13 protein-coding genes and 1 pseudogene are annotated in these 17,994 nt (G+C 56.9%); 7 read left to right on the top strand and 7 right to left on the bottom strand.

The genetic code is table 11. The features are described 5' to 3' along the window. Positions 1-107 precede the first annotated feature (107 nt). Positions 108-1,454 (top strand): MFS transporter, encoded by a 1,347-nt coding sequence (locus tag IB226_RS15740; protein WP_110867293.1) that lies wholly within the window; start codon positions 108-110, stop codon positions 1,452-1,454. A gap of 65 nt (positions 1,455-1,519) precedes the next feature. On the opposite strand, the gene IB226_RS15745 is transcribed toward IB226_RS15740, so the two are convergent. Genes IB226_RS15745 through IB226_RS15765 form a run of 5 tightly spaced genes read right to left on the bottom strand, consistent with a single transcriptional unit; the run spans position 1,520 to position 6,742 of the window. Next, entirely contained in the window at positions 1,520-2,485 is a 966-nt protein-coding gene (locus IB226_RS15745) for a spore coat U domain-containing protein (RefSeq protein ID WP_192236297.1), read from the bottom strand. Further along, complete coding sequence (locus IB226_RS15750; protein WP_225608327.1) at positions 2,482-4,917, bottom strand: fimbria/pilus outer membrane usher protein; 2,436 nt, start codon at positions 4,915-4,917, stop codon at positions 2,482-2,484. The genes IB226_RS15745 and IB226_RS15750 overlap by 4 nt, the downstream gene beginning before the upstream one ends. Then, positions 4,917-5,615 (bottom strand): molecular chaperone, encoded by a 699-nt coding sequence (locus IB226_RS15755; protein ID WP_192236538.1) that lies wholly within the window; start codon positions 5,613-5,615, stop codon positions 4,917-4,919. Before IB226_RS15755 ends, IB226_RS15750 begins: the two co-directional genes overlap by 1 nt. Positions 5,616-5,639: 24 nt before the next feature. Beyond that, on the bottom strand, positions 5,640-6,149 hold the full coding sequence (locus IB226_RS15760; protein WP_192236301.1) for a spore coat U domain-containing protein: 510 nt from the start codon (positions 6,147-6,149) through the stop codon (positions 5,640-5,642). Positions 6,150-6,172: 23 nt separating this feature from the next. Beyond that, positions 6,173-6,742 carry a spore coat protein U domain-containing protein gene (locus IB226_RS15765; RefSeq protein ID WP_008103338.1) on the bottom strand — a complete coding sequence of 190 codons (570 nt, stop codon included), beginning with the start codon at positions 6,740-6,742 and terminating at the stop codon, positions 6,173-6,175. Positions 6,743-7,290: 548 nt separating this feature from the next. Here IB226_RS15765 and IB226_RS15770 point away from each other — a divergent pair. From IB226_RS15770 to IB226_RS15780, 3 genes are all read left to right on the top strand, one after another. Continuing rightward, positions 7,291-9,393 (top strand): bifunctional diguanylate cyclase/phosphodiesterase, encoded by a 2,103-nt coding sequence (locus tag IB226_RS15770; RefSeq protein WP_192236303.1) that lies wholly within the window; start codon positions 7,291-7,293, stop codon positions 9,391-9,393. A gap of 158 nt (positions 9,394-9,551) precedes the next feature. Continuing rightward, a complete protein-coding gene (locus IB226_RS15775; RefSeq protein ID WP_192236305.1) occupies positions 9,552-11,642 on the top strand; it encodes a bifunctional diguanylate cyclase/phosphodiesterase in 2,091 nt (696 codons plus the stop codon). Between the two features lie 81 nt (positions 11,643-11,723). Beyond that, positions 11,724-13,136 (top strand): PLP-dependent aminotransferase family protein, encoded by a 1,413-nt coding sequence (locus IB226_RS15780; protein ID WP_192236307.1) that lies wholly within the window; start codon positions 11,724-11,726, stop codon positions 13,134-13,136. Here the strand turns inward: IB226_RS15780 and IB226_RS15785 are convergent. Further along, positions 13,133-13,615 carry a YlaC family protein gene (locus tag IB226_RS15785; protein ID WP_101761807.1) on the bottom strand — a complete coding sequence of 161 codons (483 nt, stop codon included), beginning with the start codon at positions 13,613-13,615 and terminating at the stop codon, positions 13,133-13,135. The genes IB226_RS15780 and IB226_RS15785 overlap by 4 nt on opposite strands. A gap of 71 nt (positions 13,616-13,686) precedes the next feature. Here IB226_RS15785 and IB226_RS15790 point away from each other — a divergent pair, with 71 nt between their 5' ends. Further along, positions 13,687-14,124 carry an endonuclease domain-containing protein gene (locus IB226_RS15790; protein ID WP_370579887.1) on the top strand — a complete coding sequence of 146 codons (438 nt, stop codon included), beginning with the start codon at positions 13,687-13,689 and terminating at the stop codon, positions 14,122-14,124. A 249-nt stretch (positions 14,125-14,373) separates the two neighbouring features. Here IB226_RS15790 and IB226_RS15795 read toward each other — a convergent pair. Continuing rightward, positions 14,374-16,086 (bottom strand): annotated as a pseudogene (locus tag IB226_RS15795) (flagellar biosynthesis protein FlhA); the annotation flags it as partial. Between IB226_RS15795 and IB226_RS15800 the strand changes: the two are divergent. Together IB226_RS15800 and IB226_RS15805 are read left to right on the top strand one after the other, a co-directional pair. Beyond that, on the top strand, positions 16,064-16,864 hold the full coding sequence (locus IB226_RS15800; RefSeq protein WP_370579889.1) for an OmpA family protein: 801 nt from the start codon (positions 16,064-16,066) through the stop codon (positions 16,862-16,864). The pseudogene IB226_RS15795 and the gene IB226_RS15800 sit on opposite strands and share 23 nt — an antisense overlap. A 428-nt stretch (positions 16,865-17,292) precedes the next feature. Beyond that, positions 17,293-17,907, top strand: a complete 615-nt coding sequence (locus IB226_RS15805) for a cupin domain-containing protein (protein ID WP_101761810.1) — start codon at positions 17,293-17,295, stop codon at positions 17,905-17,907. Positions 17,908-17,994: the final 87 nt, after the last annotated feature.

A 17,994-nucleotide genomic window follows, 5' to 3' on the forward strand; every position in this document is an offset into this window, starting at 1 on the left:
ATTTATTGTTACTATTGGTCGTATTTTTGTAAACTGCAATGGTGAAGAAGATCACGTTTATTCCTGGCCCGGCACGCTACAACGGAAGAAAAACCAGGAAGGACAATATGAGCGCGAGTCACTCTTTACAAAAGTCGCCGCAAAGCGGTGCCAAAACCATCTTTAGCGTTACCAGCGGTAACTTCCTTGAGATGTACGATTTCATGGTGTTTGGCTATTACGCCACGGCGATCGCCAAAACCTTTTTCCCCGGCGATGATCCCTTTGCCTCTCTAATGCTGACGCTGATGACCTTCGGCGCAGGCTTCCTGATGCGCCCGCTCGGCGCGATTATTCTTGGTGCTTACATCGACCATCATGGCCGTCGTAAAGGCTTGCTGTTAACGCTCGGCTTGATGGCGATTGGGACCTTAACCATCGCGCTGGTGCCCGGATACGCCACGCTCGGTGCCGCCGCACCGATCCTGATTCTGCTCGGTCGTTTATTGCAGGGCTTCTCGGCGGGCGTTGAGCTGGGCGGCGTATCGGTGTATCTGGCGGAAGTGGCGCCGAAAGGGCGCAAAGGCTTCTATGTCAGCTGGCAATCGGGCAGCCAGCAGGTTGCGGTGATCTTCGCCGCGCTGCTCGGTTTGGGCCTGAACCATCTGCTGGCGAAAGACGCCGTCACCGAATGGGGCTGGCGTATTCCGTTCGTGGTGGGATGTATGATCGTGCCGTTCCTGTTCTATATCCGCCGCATGCTGGAAGAGACCGAAGCCTTCAGCCAGCGTAAACATCACCCCTCAATGCGTCAGATTATGCGTTCGGTCGGGCAGAACTGGGCGCTGGTGCTGGCAGGGATGTTGATGGTGGTGACCACCACCGTAATGTTCTACATGATCACCGCCTTTACCCCGACGTTCGGCAAAACCGTGCTGATGATGAGTGACAAGCAGAGCTTCCTGGTGACGCTGTTTGTCGGCATCTCCAACCTGTTTTGGCTGCCGGTGATGGGTTCGCTGTCGGATCGCATCGGTCGTCGTCCGCTGCTGATTGTCTGCACCCTCTTGATGATTTTAACTACCTGGCCGGTGCTGCATTGGCTGGTGGGAGCGCCGACCTTCTCCCATCTGGTTGAGGCCGAGCTGTGGCTGTCGTTCCTGTATGCCAGTTATAACGGCGCGATGGTGGTGTATCTGGCTGAGATCATGCCGGCAGAAGTGCGCGCTTCGGGTTTCTCACTGGCCTACAGCCTGGCAACCGCGCTATTTGGCGGTTTTACGCCAGCGGTGTCGAGCTATCTGATTCATGCGACAGGCGATAAAGCGATGCCGGGCGTGTGGCTCTCTTTTGCTGCGGTGTGCGGATTGGTCGGCACGCTGCTGATTGGCCGCATGGTGAAGCAATATCAAGCGCAACATCGTTCCCCTCACCCTAACCCTCTCCCGCAAGCGGGAGAGGGAATGTTTAGGTAACGGCGCGATCAGCGCCTTCTCCCGCCTGCGGGAGAAGGCTGGGATGAGGGACTGCGCGCACCCCGCTAAAACGACACATCCACCACCACGCTATCGGTATAATTCCCCGCCGCGGGCGTATTCTGCGTGGTCAAAATCTGCGCCGTATAGGTAAAGTTGCGCGTCACGGTATCCGCATTCAACGATGTCGAGGTGGTGCTGCTCCAGCGATCGGTGCCGGTCGGTCCCCAGCGCGATGTGGTGGTGGTGCCTTTGTAGATGTCATACGCCAGCCGGTTAGTTCCGCTCGCCATCTGCCGCGTGGTGCCGCTGTAGTAACTGCCGTTGCTCAAGCCCACGGTATAAGTGCTGCCCTTCGAACACACCACGTTAATCGTCTGCTGCACCGTTGAGAAACTGCCCACCAAAGGCGCGCTGCCAAAACTGACGTTGGGCGCAGTGATGGTGGTGCAATCGTTGGTCACCACCAGATTCACGGTAATCGGCATCGCCGTACCCGTGCTGCTCTGTACCGTTCCCACACACAATCCTGCCACGTTCAACCCGGCGCACACCGTATAACTGACGGTCAACGTAATAGTGGTGGTGTAAGTGCCTGCGGCGATCACCTGTCCGGGAATGGTACGGAAATAGAGCGGAATATTGAAGTTAAGGGTGTTTCCCAACGCCAGCAGCGAGGCTGAACTCCAGCGATAGCTGCCGCCCTGCTGTAATTCGGTGGCGCAGGCGCTGTCGATACACAGCTGAATCGGAATGTTATCGGTGCCGCCGCTGGCGGTTTTCAACACGGCGCGCGTGCCACTGAGGTTTGAGGCGGTGGTAAAAGCGTAGGTAATGTTATCGGAGCCCAGCAGCGAAAGTGTACCCGAACCGCAGTTGACGTTAGTGGTGCTTGAGGTGTTATTCACCGTTGAAGCGACGGAAAACGTGGTAACCGATCCGAACGTGGCGGCGGGGGCCGATAAGCTACACAACGCATAGCTGGTGCCCGGCAGTAAAAACAGCGCCAGCAGGAGCAGAAGCTTTCTCATGGTGAAATCCCTGACGGTGAATTATCCGCGCTGCTCACCGCAGAGCCTTGCGGCGGCGGTGGCAGCGGGCAGGTAAGCGGTCCGTAAGTTTCCAGCGCTTTTGGCTGCCCGTCGGCGATAGCCAGTTGCGTATCGCAGCTGCGTCCATCCGGCGTCACCACATGAATCGGGTTATTAGCACCGAGATCTTCCATCCACACAATGCCGTCCCAGCCGACATATTCGGTGGCCTGATTCGGACGTAACACCTGGCTGGAAATCGGCAGCGGCTGATGATTGCTGTCATGCAGTACCACGCTGGCGGCGCGCAGACGCTCCACCGGGAAGTTGAGCAGATAGCCACTCTTACGCTTCACCGCAAAGCGCTGTTCAACTTTCGGCGCGGTGCGATCGGCGGGCAGATCCAGCGTATCGATATCGTACTTCGCACCGTAATAGCTGCTGATCGATGGCACCAGCAGATAGCCTTGTTTATCGGTGCGGCCCATGGTCTGGTTCTCATAACGCACCGTGACATCCGGATAATCGGTTTTCACTACCACGAAGGCATCGTTAATGTCGTTAGCAGCGAACACGCGGTTATCCATCAATACCACCGAGCCGGTAAAATCGGCCCATTGCGTGGTATTGTCGTTATCGCCGTAGAAACCGGCTGAGGTATCAATTTTGTTATTGCGATAACGCAGGCTGCCCTGACGATAATCGCCGCTGTCGCTGGCCTGATTAGCCCAGGCCGCATCCCAGGAGAAGCCACCGTCGGTGGGCATCGCGCGCGACACATACAGACGCTGGCTGTTATTGCCCTCCTGATCGCGTTCCGTACTTACCGAGGCGCTGCTCTGTTCGCCGAACGGGATGATCAGCGAAATGGCGCCGCTCCAGTTGCCCTGATCCTGATCGCGGCTGGCGGAGATATACAGGCTGCTGTTGCCCCACAGATTTTTACTCCACGACAGATTTAATAAACGGGTGCGGTCACCGTTGCCGCCGGAGATATCAAAATAAGCCAGGCCAAGGCTGCCGTAGTCACTTAGCGACACGCTGGCGGTGTATTGCGCGCTGCGTCGTGCCAGCGAGTAACTGGTGTTCGCGCTGTCACCACGGCTGCCGACCAGCGCGAGATTACCGAAATCGACGCTGCGAATGATGTGCTGGGTTCCCAGGCTGAACCAACTATTGTTGTACTGATAGCCCCAGCTGTATTGCGTACCGGGATTACCGTCCATCTGGCTCTGCGCCAGCGCGCCATTCACCACGCCAAAACTGCCGAGCTTCACCAAGCCACCCGCACCGCCCATCGCCACACTGTCGCTGCCTTCCGCATGGCTCTCCAGCGTCAGCCAGTCGTTCAGCCCGTAGCGATAGGAGCCGCTGGCCGCCGCTGCGCCGTAATCAAAATTGTTGATGCCGTAGTTTTCGCGAATGGCACCGGCGGAGAACGAATAATCGGATAACCCGGTTTTCAGCAAGCTGCTGGAGACGTAAAACGGCAGCGTGGTGGTGACTTGTCGGCCCACCGCATCGGTGGTGGTGATCACTGCATCGCCGGCGCCGTTAACGAAAGGGACATTGGTGAGCGACCACGGGCCCGGTTGCACGTCGGCCTGTGTGCTGCGATAGCCGTTGATAAATAGATCGACCGAAGAGGGCACCGCCGCCTGGCCGGAAAAGGCGGGCAGCGGATAGGTCACCAGATCCGGCCGAACGCTGAAGTCGCGGCCAATCTGCACGCCACCCAGCCGCACGCTGTTGCTCCAGCTCAGCGCATCAGTAACCAAATCCCCGGCGCGCCAGCTGATTGCTGCGTTCTCGTTTTCATTACTGAACCACGTATCGTAGCGGATATAGCCTTCCTGCTGACCGGCAACGCCACCTTCCAGTTGCTGCACGTAAACGCCGTTGGTAGAAAACTGGCCAGCCGGGCCAAACAAGCGCAGTTCGTTCCAGCTGGAGAGGCGCGAACCGGCGTTATCGGTACGGGTGGCGTAGAAGTCATAGTTGAGCAGCGCGCCATTGCTGGCGCGACCGGGAAAGCGCGGTGCATGCTGTAACTGGCCAATGGTTTGACCCGGCAGCCAGGCGGGTGGCACCGTCAATAACAGGCGCTGGCGTCGTTCGTCATACTCCACTTTCGCTCCGCTGAGTTGATTGACATCGATCTGCTGACCTTGCAGTTTCTCGGCCGGAATACCGGCGCGTTGCAGATCGCCGCGTCGCAACCAGAAATCACCATTCTTACATTCAACCGGCACGATGTCGCCACGTTCGCCCTGATTCACCACCAGTTCCAGCATGTATTGCTGACCGCTGGCGTTATTCTCCAGCGCAGGCGGCGGTGGCAGTTCGGAGAAGGTCTCCGCGCTGCTACTCATCGGACTGATACAAAGCACGCTGGCGACGGCCAGCGCGCAGGGATGCGGCGTAAACTTCATCAACGCGCGGCCGCGCTGCTCCAGTGACCTTTATTCATTTCGGCCGACAGCTCACCGCTCACGCTGCGGGTTAACGGCCAGCGATGGCTGCTGTTGGCCAGCACATAGCCAAACAAGCCGTTGCCCATTTTGCGTCCGCCAATGGTGACGTTACTTAAGCGCGCGTGGCCATTACCGCGATTAGTCAGCTCCAGCCAGCGTTTGCCGCCGCTGTTCACTTCCTGCCAGCTCAGCTGCGGTTTTGCCGTGTCGCGCGTCACGCCGCTGCCGTAGATGAACAGCGGCACCGAATAGCGCATCTGGAAAGTGAGTCCGGCCTGATTTTCGCCTGGCGTACGCGGCGTAGGGATCTCATCCAGCACCACGCGAAAGGCCACTTCACGTCCGGCTTCAGGTGGCGTTTGCTTAATTAAACGCACCAGTTGCTTCTGTCCTGGCTCGAGGCGCACCATCGGCGGGCTCGCCACCACTTGCTGCTGGGTTTGATACTGCTCCTGGCCGTTAACCTGCTGCCAGCTGAAGATGCGCACCTGCATCATGGTGGTGGCATTGCCGCGATTCTCCAGCCACAGCTCGCTGGCTTTATCTTCCGGATCAATCGCCGGATCGATCGGCCACACCATCAGCGAATTGGCGGCGTGCACCGCAGGCGTTAGGGCCACAAATAACAACAGGATCAGGGCGCGCAGGTTAATCATCATTCCTCCTTTTGATTGACGCCATCACCAACTCAGCGTGACGGTTAAAGTGTCGGTATAGGTCCCGGCGCGCGTGGGGCCGGGCAGCGTTAATAAGCCGTAAATCGGCAACGTGATGTTGTTGGCATTGCTGTAGCTCAGCGCCATCGGGCTATTCACCGGAATAGCCGTGGTGTGTGCCGCATTGGTATACAGGCTGTACGCCACGGTATTGGTGTTACTGGTGTGTTTGAGATTGCGCGTGGAGGTGTAATTACTGCCGCCGTTGATGCTCATACTCACGGCGGTGCCTGGCGTGCAGGCGAGCGTGATGGTGGTGCTTTGCACATAGCTGGCGCTGACGCTGCTTGCGGCCACGCCAGATTGGGTACCAAAATTAAGCGTGCCAAATACCCCGGTACTGGTTCCGGAGACAACACAGCCTGCCACTACTGATGCTGAAACCTGAAACGTTGCGGTCGGCAACCCCCAGGCGGAGACGCTCCCTATCAGCAGGGCAAGGCCGCCTGCACTGTGCACCCACCGCTGCACCACGGCCTCCCTGATTATCCTTTCCCTCAGTAATTCACCGCCACGTTAATGGTGTCGGTGTATGTTCCTGCCGGAATCAACGGGTTAAAGCCACCGCCCACCACGCGACCATAAATGGCGTAGTTGGTCCCTAGCGTGGGATCCGTGGTACCACTGGCGGCGATATTGGTGTTGTTGGCAATAGCGGTAGTAAACGCGGCGTCGCTATACAGCGTATAGGCAATGCCTTGCGTGTTGTTGGAGCCGAGGATCAGGTAGCGCGGCTGGCCGCTCACCGTTCCGTAAATGGTCGCCGGAGCGGCATTACTGCTAGTGACCTGCACGTTGAAGGTTTGTCCGGTGGTGCAGCGGACAAAGATACCATTACCCGACGCGCCGACCAGGGTGGCGTTGAGGGTATCAAAGGTGGCTGCGCTGCTACCAAAGTTCAGGGTACCAAAGTTCACCCCCGTCGTAGCAGATTGACCGTTCACCAAACAACCTGTGGTCAGCGTCAACGTAGCATTGATGGTTCCCGTTGTGGTGGCGGCAAAAACAGCAGTGGGTGCAAGCGCGGCGCTTAGGCTAGTGGCCACAAGAAAAAGCTTGAGTTTCATAATCATTCCTTACTGATTATCCAAGGTCAGTGCTTTTTCACCTGGTCATTCATTTATGAAAATACATCCGAATTAAAACAAGAGCCGCATTCGGCCCGACCGCATAAGCGCCTGCCATCTAAGAAAATTCCTGGATGGCGGATTAATGATTTATATCAATTTTCTTTACTATAGATCAGCAAATTGGCCCCTGTATGCAGATGGTTCAATTTTTCCCTAATCAATTCACACTTTTCGCCGATAACTCAGTAATCACAAGGGGTAGCGAGCGGTTAAAAAAACTAAATAGACGATGATTTCACCCTCTACCGCGCGCTTCGGTTCAATGTTATGTTCGTGCATTAATCAGATATTATTAATTTTTTGCTTAACGACTGACGATGAAAATAAAAAAAATCCGCACGACAACTCCAGATTTTTCTGGACCAGTTCTGTATTGAACTGCGCCGCAGGGGGACATTAATCGCCCTTGATCGGCGCTTTATCATTCTTGTTTTGTTTTGACGACACCGCACCCGCTCCGCAGCGGGTGGAGTTTAGGAGCGCACATGCTGCTGGTTACCTGGGATAGCGTTCTGGTTACCGTTTCACTGATCGTGGCCTTCATTGCCGCGTTCACCGCCTTAGATACCGCCGGGCGCGTGGCCGTTTCACGCGGTTATCTGGCAACACTGTGGTTGATCGGCGGGGGCACCGCGATGGGCATCGGCGTGTGGGCAATGCACTTTATTGGCATGCTGGCGATGATGATGCCGATGACCATGCGCTACAACGTCGAGCTGACCGCCATCTCATTGCTGGTGGCGATTATCAGCGCCATCTTCGCCTTTGCGCAGGGCGTGCAGGGCAGTCATCTCACCCGACGCCGCTTAATTCGCGGCACCCTTATCATGGGAAGCGGCATCATTGTCATGCACTACCTCGGCATGAACGCGCTGATGATTGCCACCCCGATTTACTGGAATCTGCCGCTGGTGGCGCTTTCGGTGCTGATTGCCTACGCAGCATCAGGTGCGGCGTTATGGCTGGCCTTTCATCTGCGCCAGGGCGAAAGCCTGCTGCTGCTGCGCGCCTGTGCAGCACTGGTGATGGGCATTGCGATTGCCGGCATGCATTACACCGGCATGGCGGCAGCAGAATTCGTTATGCCGGTGAGCATGCAACATCACGGCGCCAGCGAAGAGGGAATGGCGGTGTGGGTCACGATTATCACGCTGAGCATTCTGGGGCTGATGTTGCTGATCTCGATGCTGGATGCACAACTGCGTGCCGCGCGTCTCGCTGCCAAACTCAAGCGCGCCAACAGCGAGCTGCGGCAGCTGGCGATGCATGACAACCTCACCGCGCTGCCAAATCGCGTGATGCTGGAGCAGCAACTCACCACGGCGATCAAGCAGGCGACGCTGCAGGATGAAAACTTCGCGCTGATGTTCATGGATCTGGATGGTTTCAAAGCCATTAACGACACATGGGGCCATCACGTTGGCGACCGCTTGCTGATCGCGGTAGCCGATCGTTTGCGCGATGAACTGAGTGAGGAGATTCTTTTGGCGCGTCTGGGCGGCGATGAATTCGTCATACTTTGCCCGCAATTTCATCTGCATCAGGCCACCAAACTGGCGCAGCGTTTGGTTCAAATCATTGATGCGCCTTTCGAACTCGATCGCTATTCGCTGCGCGTCTCGCTCAGCGTCGGTATCGTTATCTTCCCGCTGCATGGTCGCAGCCAGCAGGAGCTGATGTTCAACGCCGACTCCGCCATGTATCACACCAAACACAGCGGGCGTAACGGCTGGTGCCTGTTTGAACCGGCGATGAGCGCGGTGGCGCAGCATCAGTTGGCGCTGGCTAACGATCTGTGGAACGCGCTGGAGTATCAGGAGATGCGCCTGTTCTATCAGCCAAAATTCCGCGCGGGCGGCACCGTATTGATGGGCTTCGAGGCGCTGCTGCGCTGGCAGCATCCGCGTCGCGGCCTGCTGATGCCCGATATGTTTCTGGCGCGCGCCGAGAAAACCGGGCAAATTGTCGCGCTGGGTAACTGGGTGATCAATGAAGCCTGCCGCCAGCTGAAGCAGTGGCACGATGAAGGTAACGGCGACTGGACGGTATCGGTCAATCTCTCGGCTCTGCAGTTTCAGCAGCGTGATTTGATTGAGAGCGTGCGCCAGGCATTGCAGCGCCATCAAATCCCTGACGGGGCGTTGATGCTGGAAATTACCGAGAACATTGCGATGCGCGATCCGCAGTTCAGCCAGCAGCGCATTGCCGAACTGCATCGTCTTGGGGTGAAAGTGGCGATTGATAACTTCGGCATCGGCTACGCCAACTTGCTGCACTTGAAACACCTCGAAGCCAGTGAGTTGAAAATCGACCGCGCCTTTATCAACAGTTTGCGCGCCGGCAGCGAAGACGCCACGGTGGTCACTGCGATGTTGACGCTGGCACAAACGCTTAACCTGCGCATGGTGGCGGAAGGGGTCGAAACCGAGGAGCAGCAGCGTTTGCTCACCGGGTTAGGCTTCGACACGCTGCAAGGTTATCTGCTCGGCAAGCCCACACCAGCCGATCGCATCGGTGAATTTACCGCTGCGCTTGCGGCGCCGCTGGCCTTTAGCGATAACGTGGTGCCGCTGGCGGGCGCGCAATAAACAATTTTTAGTTTCTTCCCCATCGGAAGGTTTCATCGTTCAAAAACTCATATCGGCAGTTACGCTGCCGATAATTCCTACAATAAAACCAATAGACCGCACTTTTTTAACAACAACACCACAGCTGACTTACACCGGCTTTTACTTGGGAAATCACTATGTTAGTGACTTCGTACGATTCGTTTACCGTCATCGTCTCGATTCTGGTAGCGATGCTGGCCTCGTTTACTGCGCTTGATATGGCAGGGCGCGTGGCTTCCTCAACTGGCAAGGTGGCGCTGGTTTGGTTATTCGGCGGTGGATTCGCTATGGGCGTGGGCATCTGGGCGATGCACTTCATTGGCATGCTGTCGATGAGCCTCGATATGGTCATGAGCTATGATCCTACGCTCACCGTCACCTCCATGGTGGTGGCGGTATTAGCCTCGGTTTTTGCGCTGTGGCTGGTGTGCTCAACGCCCACTTTGCCGTGGCTGCGACTGTGTGGAGGCGCTGTGGTGCTGGGTTCCGGCGTTGTAGCAATGCACTACACCGGCATGGCGGCGCTGATGTTTACGCCCGGCATCACCTGGAATTGGGGTTGGGTGGCGGCATCGGTGGCGATTGCGCTGGTGGCCTCAGGCGCCGCGCTCTGGCTGGCGTTTAACCTGCGCGAAGGTCACGGCCGCGTCACCGCGCTGCGTTTAGGCGCATCGGTGGTGATGGGCTGTGCGATTGCCGGCATGCACTACACCGGCATGGCGGCGGCCAATTTCCCGATGCACAGCCATGCGACGCACATGGGCGTAAACAGCAACTGGCTGGCGGTGGTGGTGACGGTGGTGACGCTAGCGATCCTCGGCATTACTTTGCTGGTCTCAATGCTCGATGCACGTCTGCAAGCGCGCACCTCGATCCTTGCCCACTCGCTGGCGGAAGCCAACCGTGAGCTGGCACAGCTGGCGCTACACGATAACCTGACGCGTCTGCCCAACCGTATTTTGTTGGAAGATCGTCTGGAGCAAGCCCTCAATAAAGCCAACCGTGAGAAAACGCAGTTTGCGCTGATGTTTATGGATCTGGATGGATTCAAAGCGGTAAATGACGCTTTTGGCCATCACGTGGGCGACAACCTGCTGATTGGCGTGACCGAGCGCATGACCGAACAGATGAAAGGGCACTACACGCTGGCGCGCATGGGCGGCGACGAGTTTGTGCTGCTGCTGGAAATTGCTGAACCCAATGATGCCGCAGCGGTTGCTGATACGCTGGTGAAAGCGGTGGATCGCCCATTCGATATCTCGCGCTATGAGCTGGTGGTGTCGCTGAGTATTGGAATTGCGGTTTACCCCGGTGACGGCAAAGATGATCGCGAGCTGATGTTCAACGCCGATGCCGCCATGTATCACACCAAGAACAACGGCCGCAACGGTTACACCTTCTTCCAGCCGTCAATGAACACGCTGGCGCAGTCGCAATTGCAGCTGAACAACGATCTATGGCAAGCGCTGGATAACGAAGAGTTACGCCTGTTCTATCAGCCAAAATACTGCGCGCCGAGCGGCCCGATCCTTGGCTTTGAAGCGCTGCTGCGCTGGCAGCACCCTTCACGCGGTCTGCTGGCGCCGGACGCCTTTCTGCCGATGGCGGAAAAGACCGGCATGATCATTAACATCGGCAACTGGGTGATCAACGAAGCCTGTCGCCAGCTGCGTGCCTGGCATCTGCAGGGCCACCCGCACTGGTCGGTGGCGGTCAATTTGTCGGCTGTACAATTTGAGCAAAGCAATCTGGTGGAAAACGTCACCGAGGCGCTGACGCAGCACCAGATTCCGGCTGAACTTTTGACGCTGGAAGTGACCGAAACCACGGCGATGCGCGATCCGGAAGAGAGCGTGCGTATTCTTACCGAGCTCACCAATATGGGCGTAAAAGCCTCGATTGATGATTTCGGCACCGGTTACTCCAGCTTGTTGTATCTCAAGCGGTTACCGGCCAGCGAGCTGAAAATCGATCGCGCTTTTGTTAATGAACTGCAGGCGCATTCGGAAGATGCCACCATCGTCTCCGCCATTGTCGCGCTGGCGCAGTCGTTGCATCTGAAAGTGGTCGCCGAAGGGGTAGAAACCCAGGATCAACAGGCGTTCCTCACCGGTTTAGGCTGCGATACCTTGCAGGGCTATTTGCTGGGTAAACCGGTGCCGCCGGAACGCATTGGCGAGTTGCCGAATTTTTATCAAGAAGAGTTAGCGCTGGAGCAGGTGCCTTAACGCCTTCATTCCCTCTCCCGCTTGCGGGAGAGGGTTAGGGTGAGGGAAACTAGCCGCCAAATCCTCTACATCGGAGTTCGGGTGGCGAAATATCAGCAGTTGGTCGAGCAGCTTCGCACGCAAATCGAGGCGCGCATCTGGCCGCCGGGCGAAAAACTGCCGTCGCTTCGTCAGCAGGCGGAGCAGAGCGGGTTGAGCCTGATGACGGTGATGCACGCCTATGAAGTGCTGGAGAGTCAGGGCTGGATCGTCTCAAAGCCACAATCCGGCTATTACGTGGCGCCACGCGCCGCCGAAAGCCGTCCGCGCCTGCCCACGCAAGAGATCGGCAAAACCGATCAGGCGGATACCAACAGCTTCGTGTTCGACGTGCTGCAAGCCACGCGCAATCCCGCCATCATGCCGTTTGGCTCAGCCTTTCCCGATCCAGAACTCTTCCCGCAGCGCCAGCTGATGCGCTCGCTGGTAAAAGTCTCACACAACTTAAAGCCCACCGATGCGCTCAACAACCTGCCGCCAGGCAATGAAGCGCTGCGCAAAATTCTCGCCCAGCGCTACGCACAGCAGGGCATCACGCTGTCGCCGGATGACATCGTCATCACCAATGGCGCAATGGAAGCGCTCAACCTCAGCCTGCAAGCCGTCACCGAACCCGGTGATTGGGTGATCCTCGAAAACCCGTCGTTTTATGGTGCGCTCCAGGCGATTGAACGCCTCAAGCTGAACGCGATTGCCATCGCCAGCGATGTCGAACACGGCATGGATCTGGATGAGCTGGAGCAGGCCTTGCAGCGCTGGCCGGTGAAAGCCTGCTGGCTGATGACCAACCGACAAAATCCGCTCGGCTTTACCCTGAGCGCCGAGCGCAAGCAGCAGTTGGTGGAACTGCTGGCGCGCTACAACGTGGCGATGATTGAAGACGATGTGTATGGCGATCTGTATGAAGGCCATGACAAACCGCTGCCGGCTAAAGCTTTTGATCTTGATGGCAACGTGCTGCACTGCGGAAGTTTCTCGAAGAATCTGGTGGCGGGATTTCGTGTCGGTTGGGTCGCGGCCGGACGTCATGCGCAGCGCGTGCAGCGTATTCAGTTGATGAGCACGCTCTCGACCAGCGCGCCGATGCAGCTGGCCCTCGCCGATTTCCTCAGCACGCGCAGCTACGATACGCATTTAAAGAAGCTAAGGCAGACGCTGGCTAAACGTAAGCAGCTGGCGCAACAGGCGCTGCGCCGGGTATTACCTGCTGAGGCCAACATCAGCGATACGCCGGGCGGTTATTTTCTCTGGGTTGCGCTGCCAGTGCAGATCAATACCACTGAGCTGTATCATTTGGCCTTGCAGCAGGGCATCAGCATCGCGCCCGGCCAGCTGTTTTCCAGCAGCGAAGGCTTCAGCCACTGTTTCCGCTTCAACACCGCCTGGCCGTGGGATGCACGGGCCGAGGCGGCGGTAGAGACGTTGGGAAAACTGATTGGCACGCTAAACGGTTAAACCTGGGCCGCCTGCTGGTGGCCCCAGGTGAGATAGTAAACGTCGTAGAAATCCACTTCACCTTTCTGCTTCATCAGGCGATCAATGCCGCTGCGTACGCGCTCCGGCGTGTGGGGGTTATCAAGGATCTTATCCAGCGCTTGTTGAGAAACCGGCTGCACGTAATACCATTCGCCGTTATAACAAACGCGCAAATCCAGCGTGTCGATATCTTCGAAGCGATATTTAGGGTTGATATCCATCAGCATCAGCACGCTCATCACCACCACAAACACCGTGGCAAACCAGAACGCTGGCCAGCCGAGCATGTCGGTTGAAAAGATCAGCGCCACGCACAGCGCGTAGCACAGATACATAATGGCCCAGAGCCCCGGATGGGTTTTGAGGAAGGAAAAGCTAAAGCGCGGCAAATTATCACGCTGTCCTTCGCGGTTCAGCGTGGCGATTTCGTCGAGCAGGATTTGTTTGATCGCGTCCATTGTTCACCTCTAATTATCACTGCCTGCCAGTAAAGCACATAACAGTGAAGCGAATTAGAGACAGATTCGCTGTGTTTTTTTATAACAGTTGCGATGTGTTGCTCAAGATTGCACTGCATGCGTTGAGATTGAGCCATTGCGGAAACAAGATGCGCTTTTTCAGGATGAATAACATGCGACATCATGTGCTGCGCGCGAAGGAACTGAGAAATAACATGACGCCAGCAGAGCGAAAGCTATGGTCTGTGCTGCGTGCCAGACAATGTGGCGGTATGCGATTTCGCCGACAGTACCCTTTCGGCCCGTATATTTTGGATTTCGCCTGCCTGGAGAAGCGGCTAGCGATTGAACTCGATGGATCGCAACATGGTGAAACTATCAGATATGACGATGAACGTACGCAACGGTTAAATAGACATGGCTGGCGGGTGCTGAGATTTTGGAATCATGAGGTGATGCTGCAGCCGGACGCGGTTTTTGCGGTGATTCTGGCGGCGCGGGAGGGTTAGTGCTAGTGGTGCCTGGATCGTGCTCGCTGTTAGATTTCGCTCGTGCTTGCTGTCCCCCTCCTCGGTTGGTGCTTGCTGTCCCCCTCCTCGGTCCTCCCCCATAAATGGGGGAGGAAGATGCTGCCACATGCAGCTTCAGCACTGGCATGTGGCAGCATCTCCTTCCCCCGCTTGCGGGGGAAGGCCGGGATGGGGGACAGCCAGCACAATCTGGGGACAGCCAGCACAATCTGTGACAGCCAGCACGATCTAACTCACCTGACCCACAATCTGCAAATTCGCATCATCGGGCACTTCGTTGTACGACAACACATTCAACCCATTGGCAAACAGACGGGCGTAGCGCGCAATCAGCGGGCGCAGTTGCGGTGTTACCAGCAGCACCTGCGTCAGGTTCTGCGCTTTCAACTGCTCCACCATCACCGGCAGCGTGCTCTGCAGCTGCGTCAGGATATTCGGATCAACCGGGAAGCTATCCAGCGCCACTTTGCCGGCTTGCTGTGCCTGATTCAGCGCCGCCAGCAGCAGATTCTCCAGGCTGTTTTCCAGCGTATAAGCCGACAGCGGTTTGTTGTCCGGCGCAATCGCCGCCACCATGGCGCGACGCAGGGCATAGCGCACATCGGAAGTCAGCAGGATCGGATCTTTGGTGATCGCCGCGCTCTCCAGCAACGTCGTCGCGATGGTGGTGATGTCTTTCAGCGACACCTGATCGTTCAGCAGCAGACGATACACTTTCAGCTGCAAGCTGAAGTTCACCGCCGCATTCACATCTTCCGACAGCTTAGGCGCCACATTCGCCAGACGCTGATGCAGCTGAGTGATGTCATCGTAGTTAAACAGCTCCGGCAGATTCTCGCGCACCACTTTATTCACATGGGTGGCCACCACGCTGGCGCAATCCACCACCTGATAACCCAGGTTCAGCGCTTTGGCTTTCTGCTCGGGCAGAATCCACGTCACCGCCATGCCGTAGGCCGGATCGGTATCTAATACGCCATCGATTTCGCCGTACTGTTCCGGCGTCGGGATCGCCATCAGACGATCGGCATGCACTTCGCCGACGGCGGTGCGCACGCCATTGATCTTGATCGCGTACTGCGCCGGCTTGAGGTGGAAATCCTCGCGCAGCGCAATCTCCGGCAGCAGCACGCCGCTGGTTTCCGACACCACTTGCCGCACGCCACGCATACGCAGCGTCAGCGGCGCACCTTTGCCTTTATCCACCAGCGTCACCAGCTTGTAGCCGAGATTCAGCCCGATCGGCTCAACCATCGGGATAGTGTCCCAACCGATGGCGGGCTGATCGTCCGGCTGCGTCAGCGCCTGGCTGATCGCTTCCATAGCGTGATGATCTTGCGTCGGCGCTTTAATTTTCTGGCTTTGACGCCACGCAGCGAACAGCAGCAGGCCGGTAAATACCAGGAACACCAGATGCGGCATGCCCGGCACCACCGCCAGCACAAACATCACGGCCGCAGCGGTATACAGCGTACCTGGCTTAGCCAGCAGCTGAGACTTGATGTCATCGCCCATGTCCGCACCATCGCTGATGCGCGTCACGATAATCGCCGCCGCCGTTGAGAGCAGCAGTGAAGGAATTTGTCCGACTAAGCCATCACCGATGGTCAGCAGGACATATTGTTCAAACGCTTGTCCTGCCGGTAAACCGTATTTGAATACGCCAATCAAAATACCGCCAACCACGTTAATCAGCAGGATCATGATGCCGGCGATGGCGTCGCCGCGTACGAATTTGGATGCGCCATCCATTGCACCGTAAAAGTCGGCTTCGTTTGCCACATCCTGGCGACGCGTGCGCGCCTGTTCCTGATTGATTAACCCGGCATTGAGATCGGCATCGATCGCCATCTGTTTGCCTGGCAACGCATCAAGCGTAAAGCGCGCCGAGACTTCAGATATACGTTCGGCACCTTTGGTGACCACCACAAAGTTGATCATGGGCGCGGTGAGTGAAGAGGAGCGTAAAGAGATCGTCGCGCAATTGAACGGCACGTCGGTTTTTGATGGCACCAATTTCAATCCTTTTGACGTTGAGAACTCGGGCGGATCGGCGATTATCGGCGAAACCATGGCAATTTCCCCGCCGACGCAACCAGCGACTGTCAGCCCAGGTAAAGCTGACATCAGTTTGAACGCCGGCAGCAAGCCACAGGAAGATTTAGACAGCGTGCTGTCACGCTCGGATGCGGAGTTGGTGCTGCTACACAACCAGCTGCAACGGATGATCAACAGCTATAACGCGCAAAATTACCTGATGCTGGAAACCTTGCCACAAGGGCTGCGCATTCTGATTCAGGACGATCAGGATCGCATGATGTTCCCACGCGGTAGCGCGGTGCTAACGCCATTCTTCCAGAAACTGCTGACCGAGCTCGGCCCGGTGTTTAACCGCATCGACAACAAAATCATGATCAGCGGCCACACCGATGCCGCGCAGTACAGCGGCAACGCCGCCTACAACAACTGGAATCTGTCGGGCGATCGTGCGCTGGCGGCACGCCGCGCGCTGGAGCGTGGCGGGCTGGAGAGTGCGCGCGTATTGCAGGTTAACGCCATGGCGTCACGCATGCCGCGCGATCATGACGATCCCATGAGTGCGCGTAATCGCCGCATTGAAATTCTGGTGTTAACCGATGCCGCTGCAGAAACCCTGTTCCAGTTTTATGGTCGCGAAGGGGAGAACGTTGTGAAACCTATCGCTGAGCGCCTGCGATAACCTGTCAGTGCCTTTGAATCGCTTTTTTTGATTCGGCCGGTGGCGAAATCCACCGGTTTTTTTTGTCTTAAATTCGTGCGCTTTGCCGCCAGGTGCGCATAAATGCGCGCCAGTTAGGGCGTAATGCCGCTCATTTCAGCGCCGTGTTAAATCACCGCACCTTTCGTAGCGGCGCGATTTATCGCGCAATGAATTGCGCCGCTACAATGTGTGCTCTCGGTAATAAGGGTTTTTCGTGTCTTAACTGACGAGCATTAGGTCATTTATGACGACTCTCATTCACCCGCACGAGATGTTAATTATGTTGCTAATAAATTTGGCTTTAGTTAGCTAAATCATTCTTTTTTGTGAATTTTGTTGGTGGGCGCACATTGCAATGCCACTTTGGTAAGCCACAATTAAGCATCGTGATTAACCGGAGAAAGAGTATGACTGCCAACCACTCCAGCCTGCTGTTACTGATGTCTTTCGCCGCCGGCACCTTTTCCGCTGGATCCTCCAGCAATCCGCAACATCTGATGTTATCGCTGCCGTCGGGCGGCGTGCCCAACAGCCCGCTGCCGCTGATCATCTGGCCCGGCATTGTGCCGTATGACGATGAAAATCCGACGGAAGACAGCGCCGCCTGGTTTGAAAAAACCTTTACCCGCAACGGCTGGCCCGCCGCATGGCGTGCGCCGATCTTTCCTTATACGCATTACCATCCGAACACCCATGAAGTGCTGGGTGTTGCGGCTGGCTGGGCGGAAGTGCTGTTCGGCGGCGACAGCGGTCGCATGGTGACGCTGCGTGAAGGCGATGCGGTACTGATCCCGGCGGGCGTCGGCCACAAACAGGTATTTGCCTCAGAGGATTTTTTCACCGTTGGCGCCTATCCTGAAGGCATGTCCCCGGAAACCGTGCGTGATGAGCCGTCGCGTTTACGTGCGTCGAAGGAGAAGATCCAGCAGGTGCCGCTGCCATCCCGCGATCCTTTTACCGGTGGCGAAGGCGCGATGACGGAGATCTGGCTGCCAATCGCGCAGCAGCTAATGCACCAGTAAAGTGCAAAACAGCCATCTCCGTTGACGCGGCGCGTGTGCCTTACCGGGGCAAGCCTCTGGCACAGTTTGTGCAGGAGAGTGTGAGGT

The organism is Pantoea sp. PNT03 (genome assembly GCF_014852515.1).
Taxonomy (GTDB): Bacteria; Pseudomonadota; Gammaproteobacteria; order Enterobacterales; family Enterobacteriaceae; genus Pantoea; species Pantoea leporis.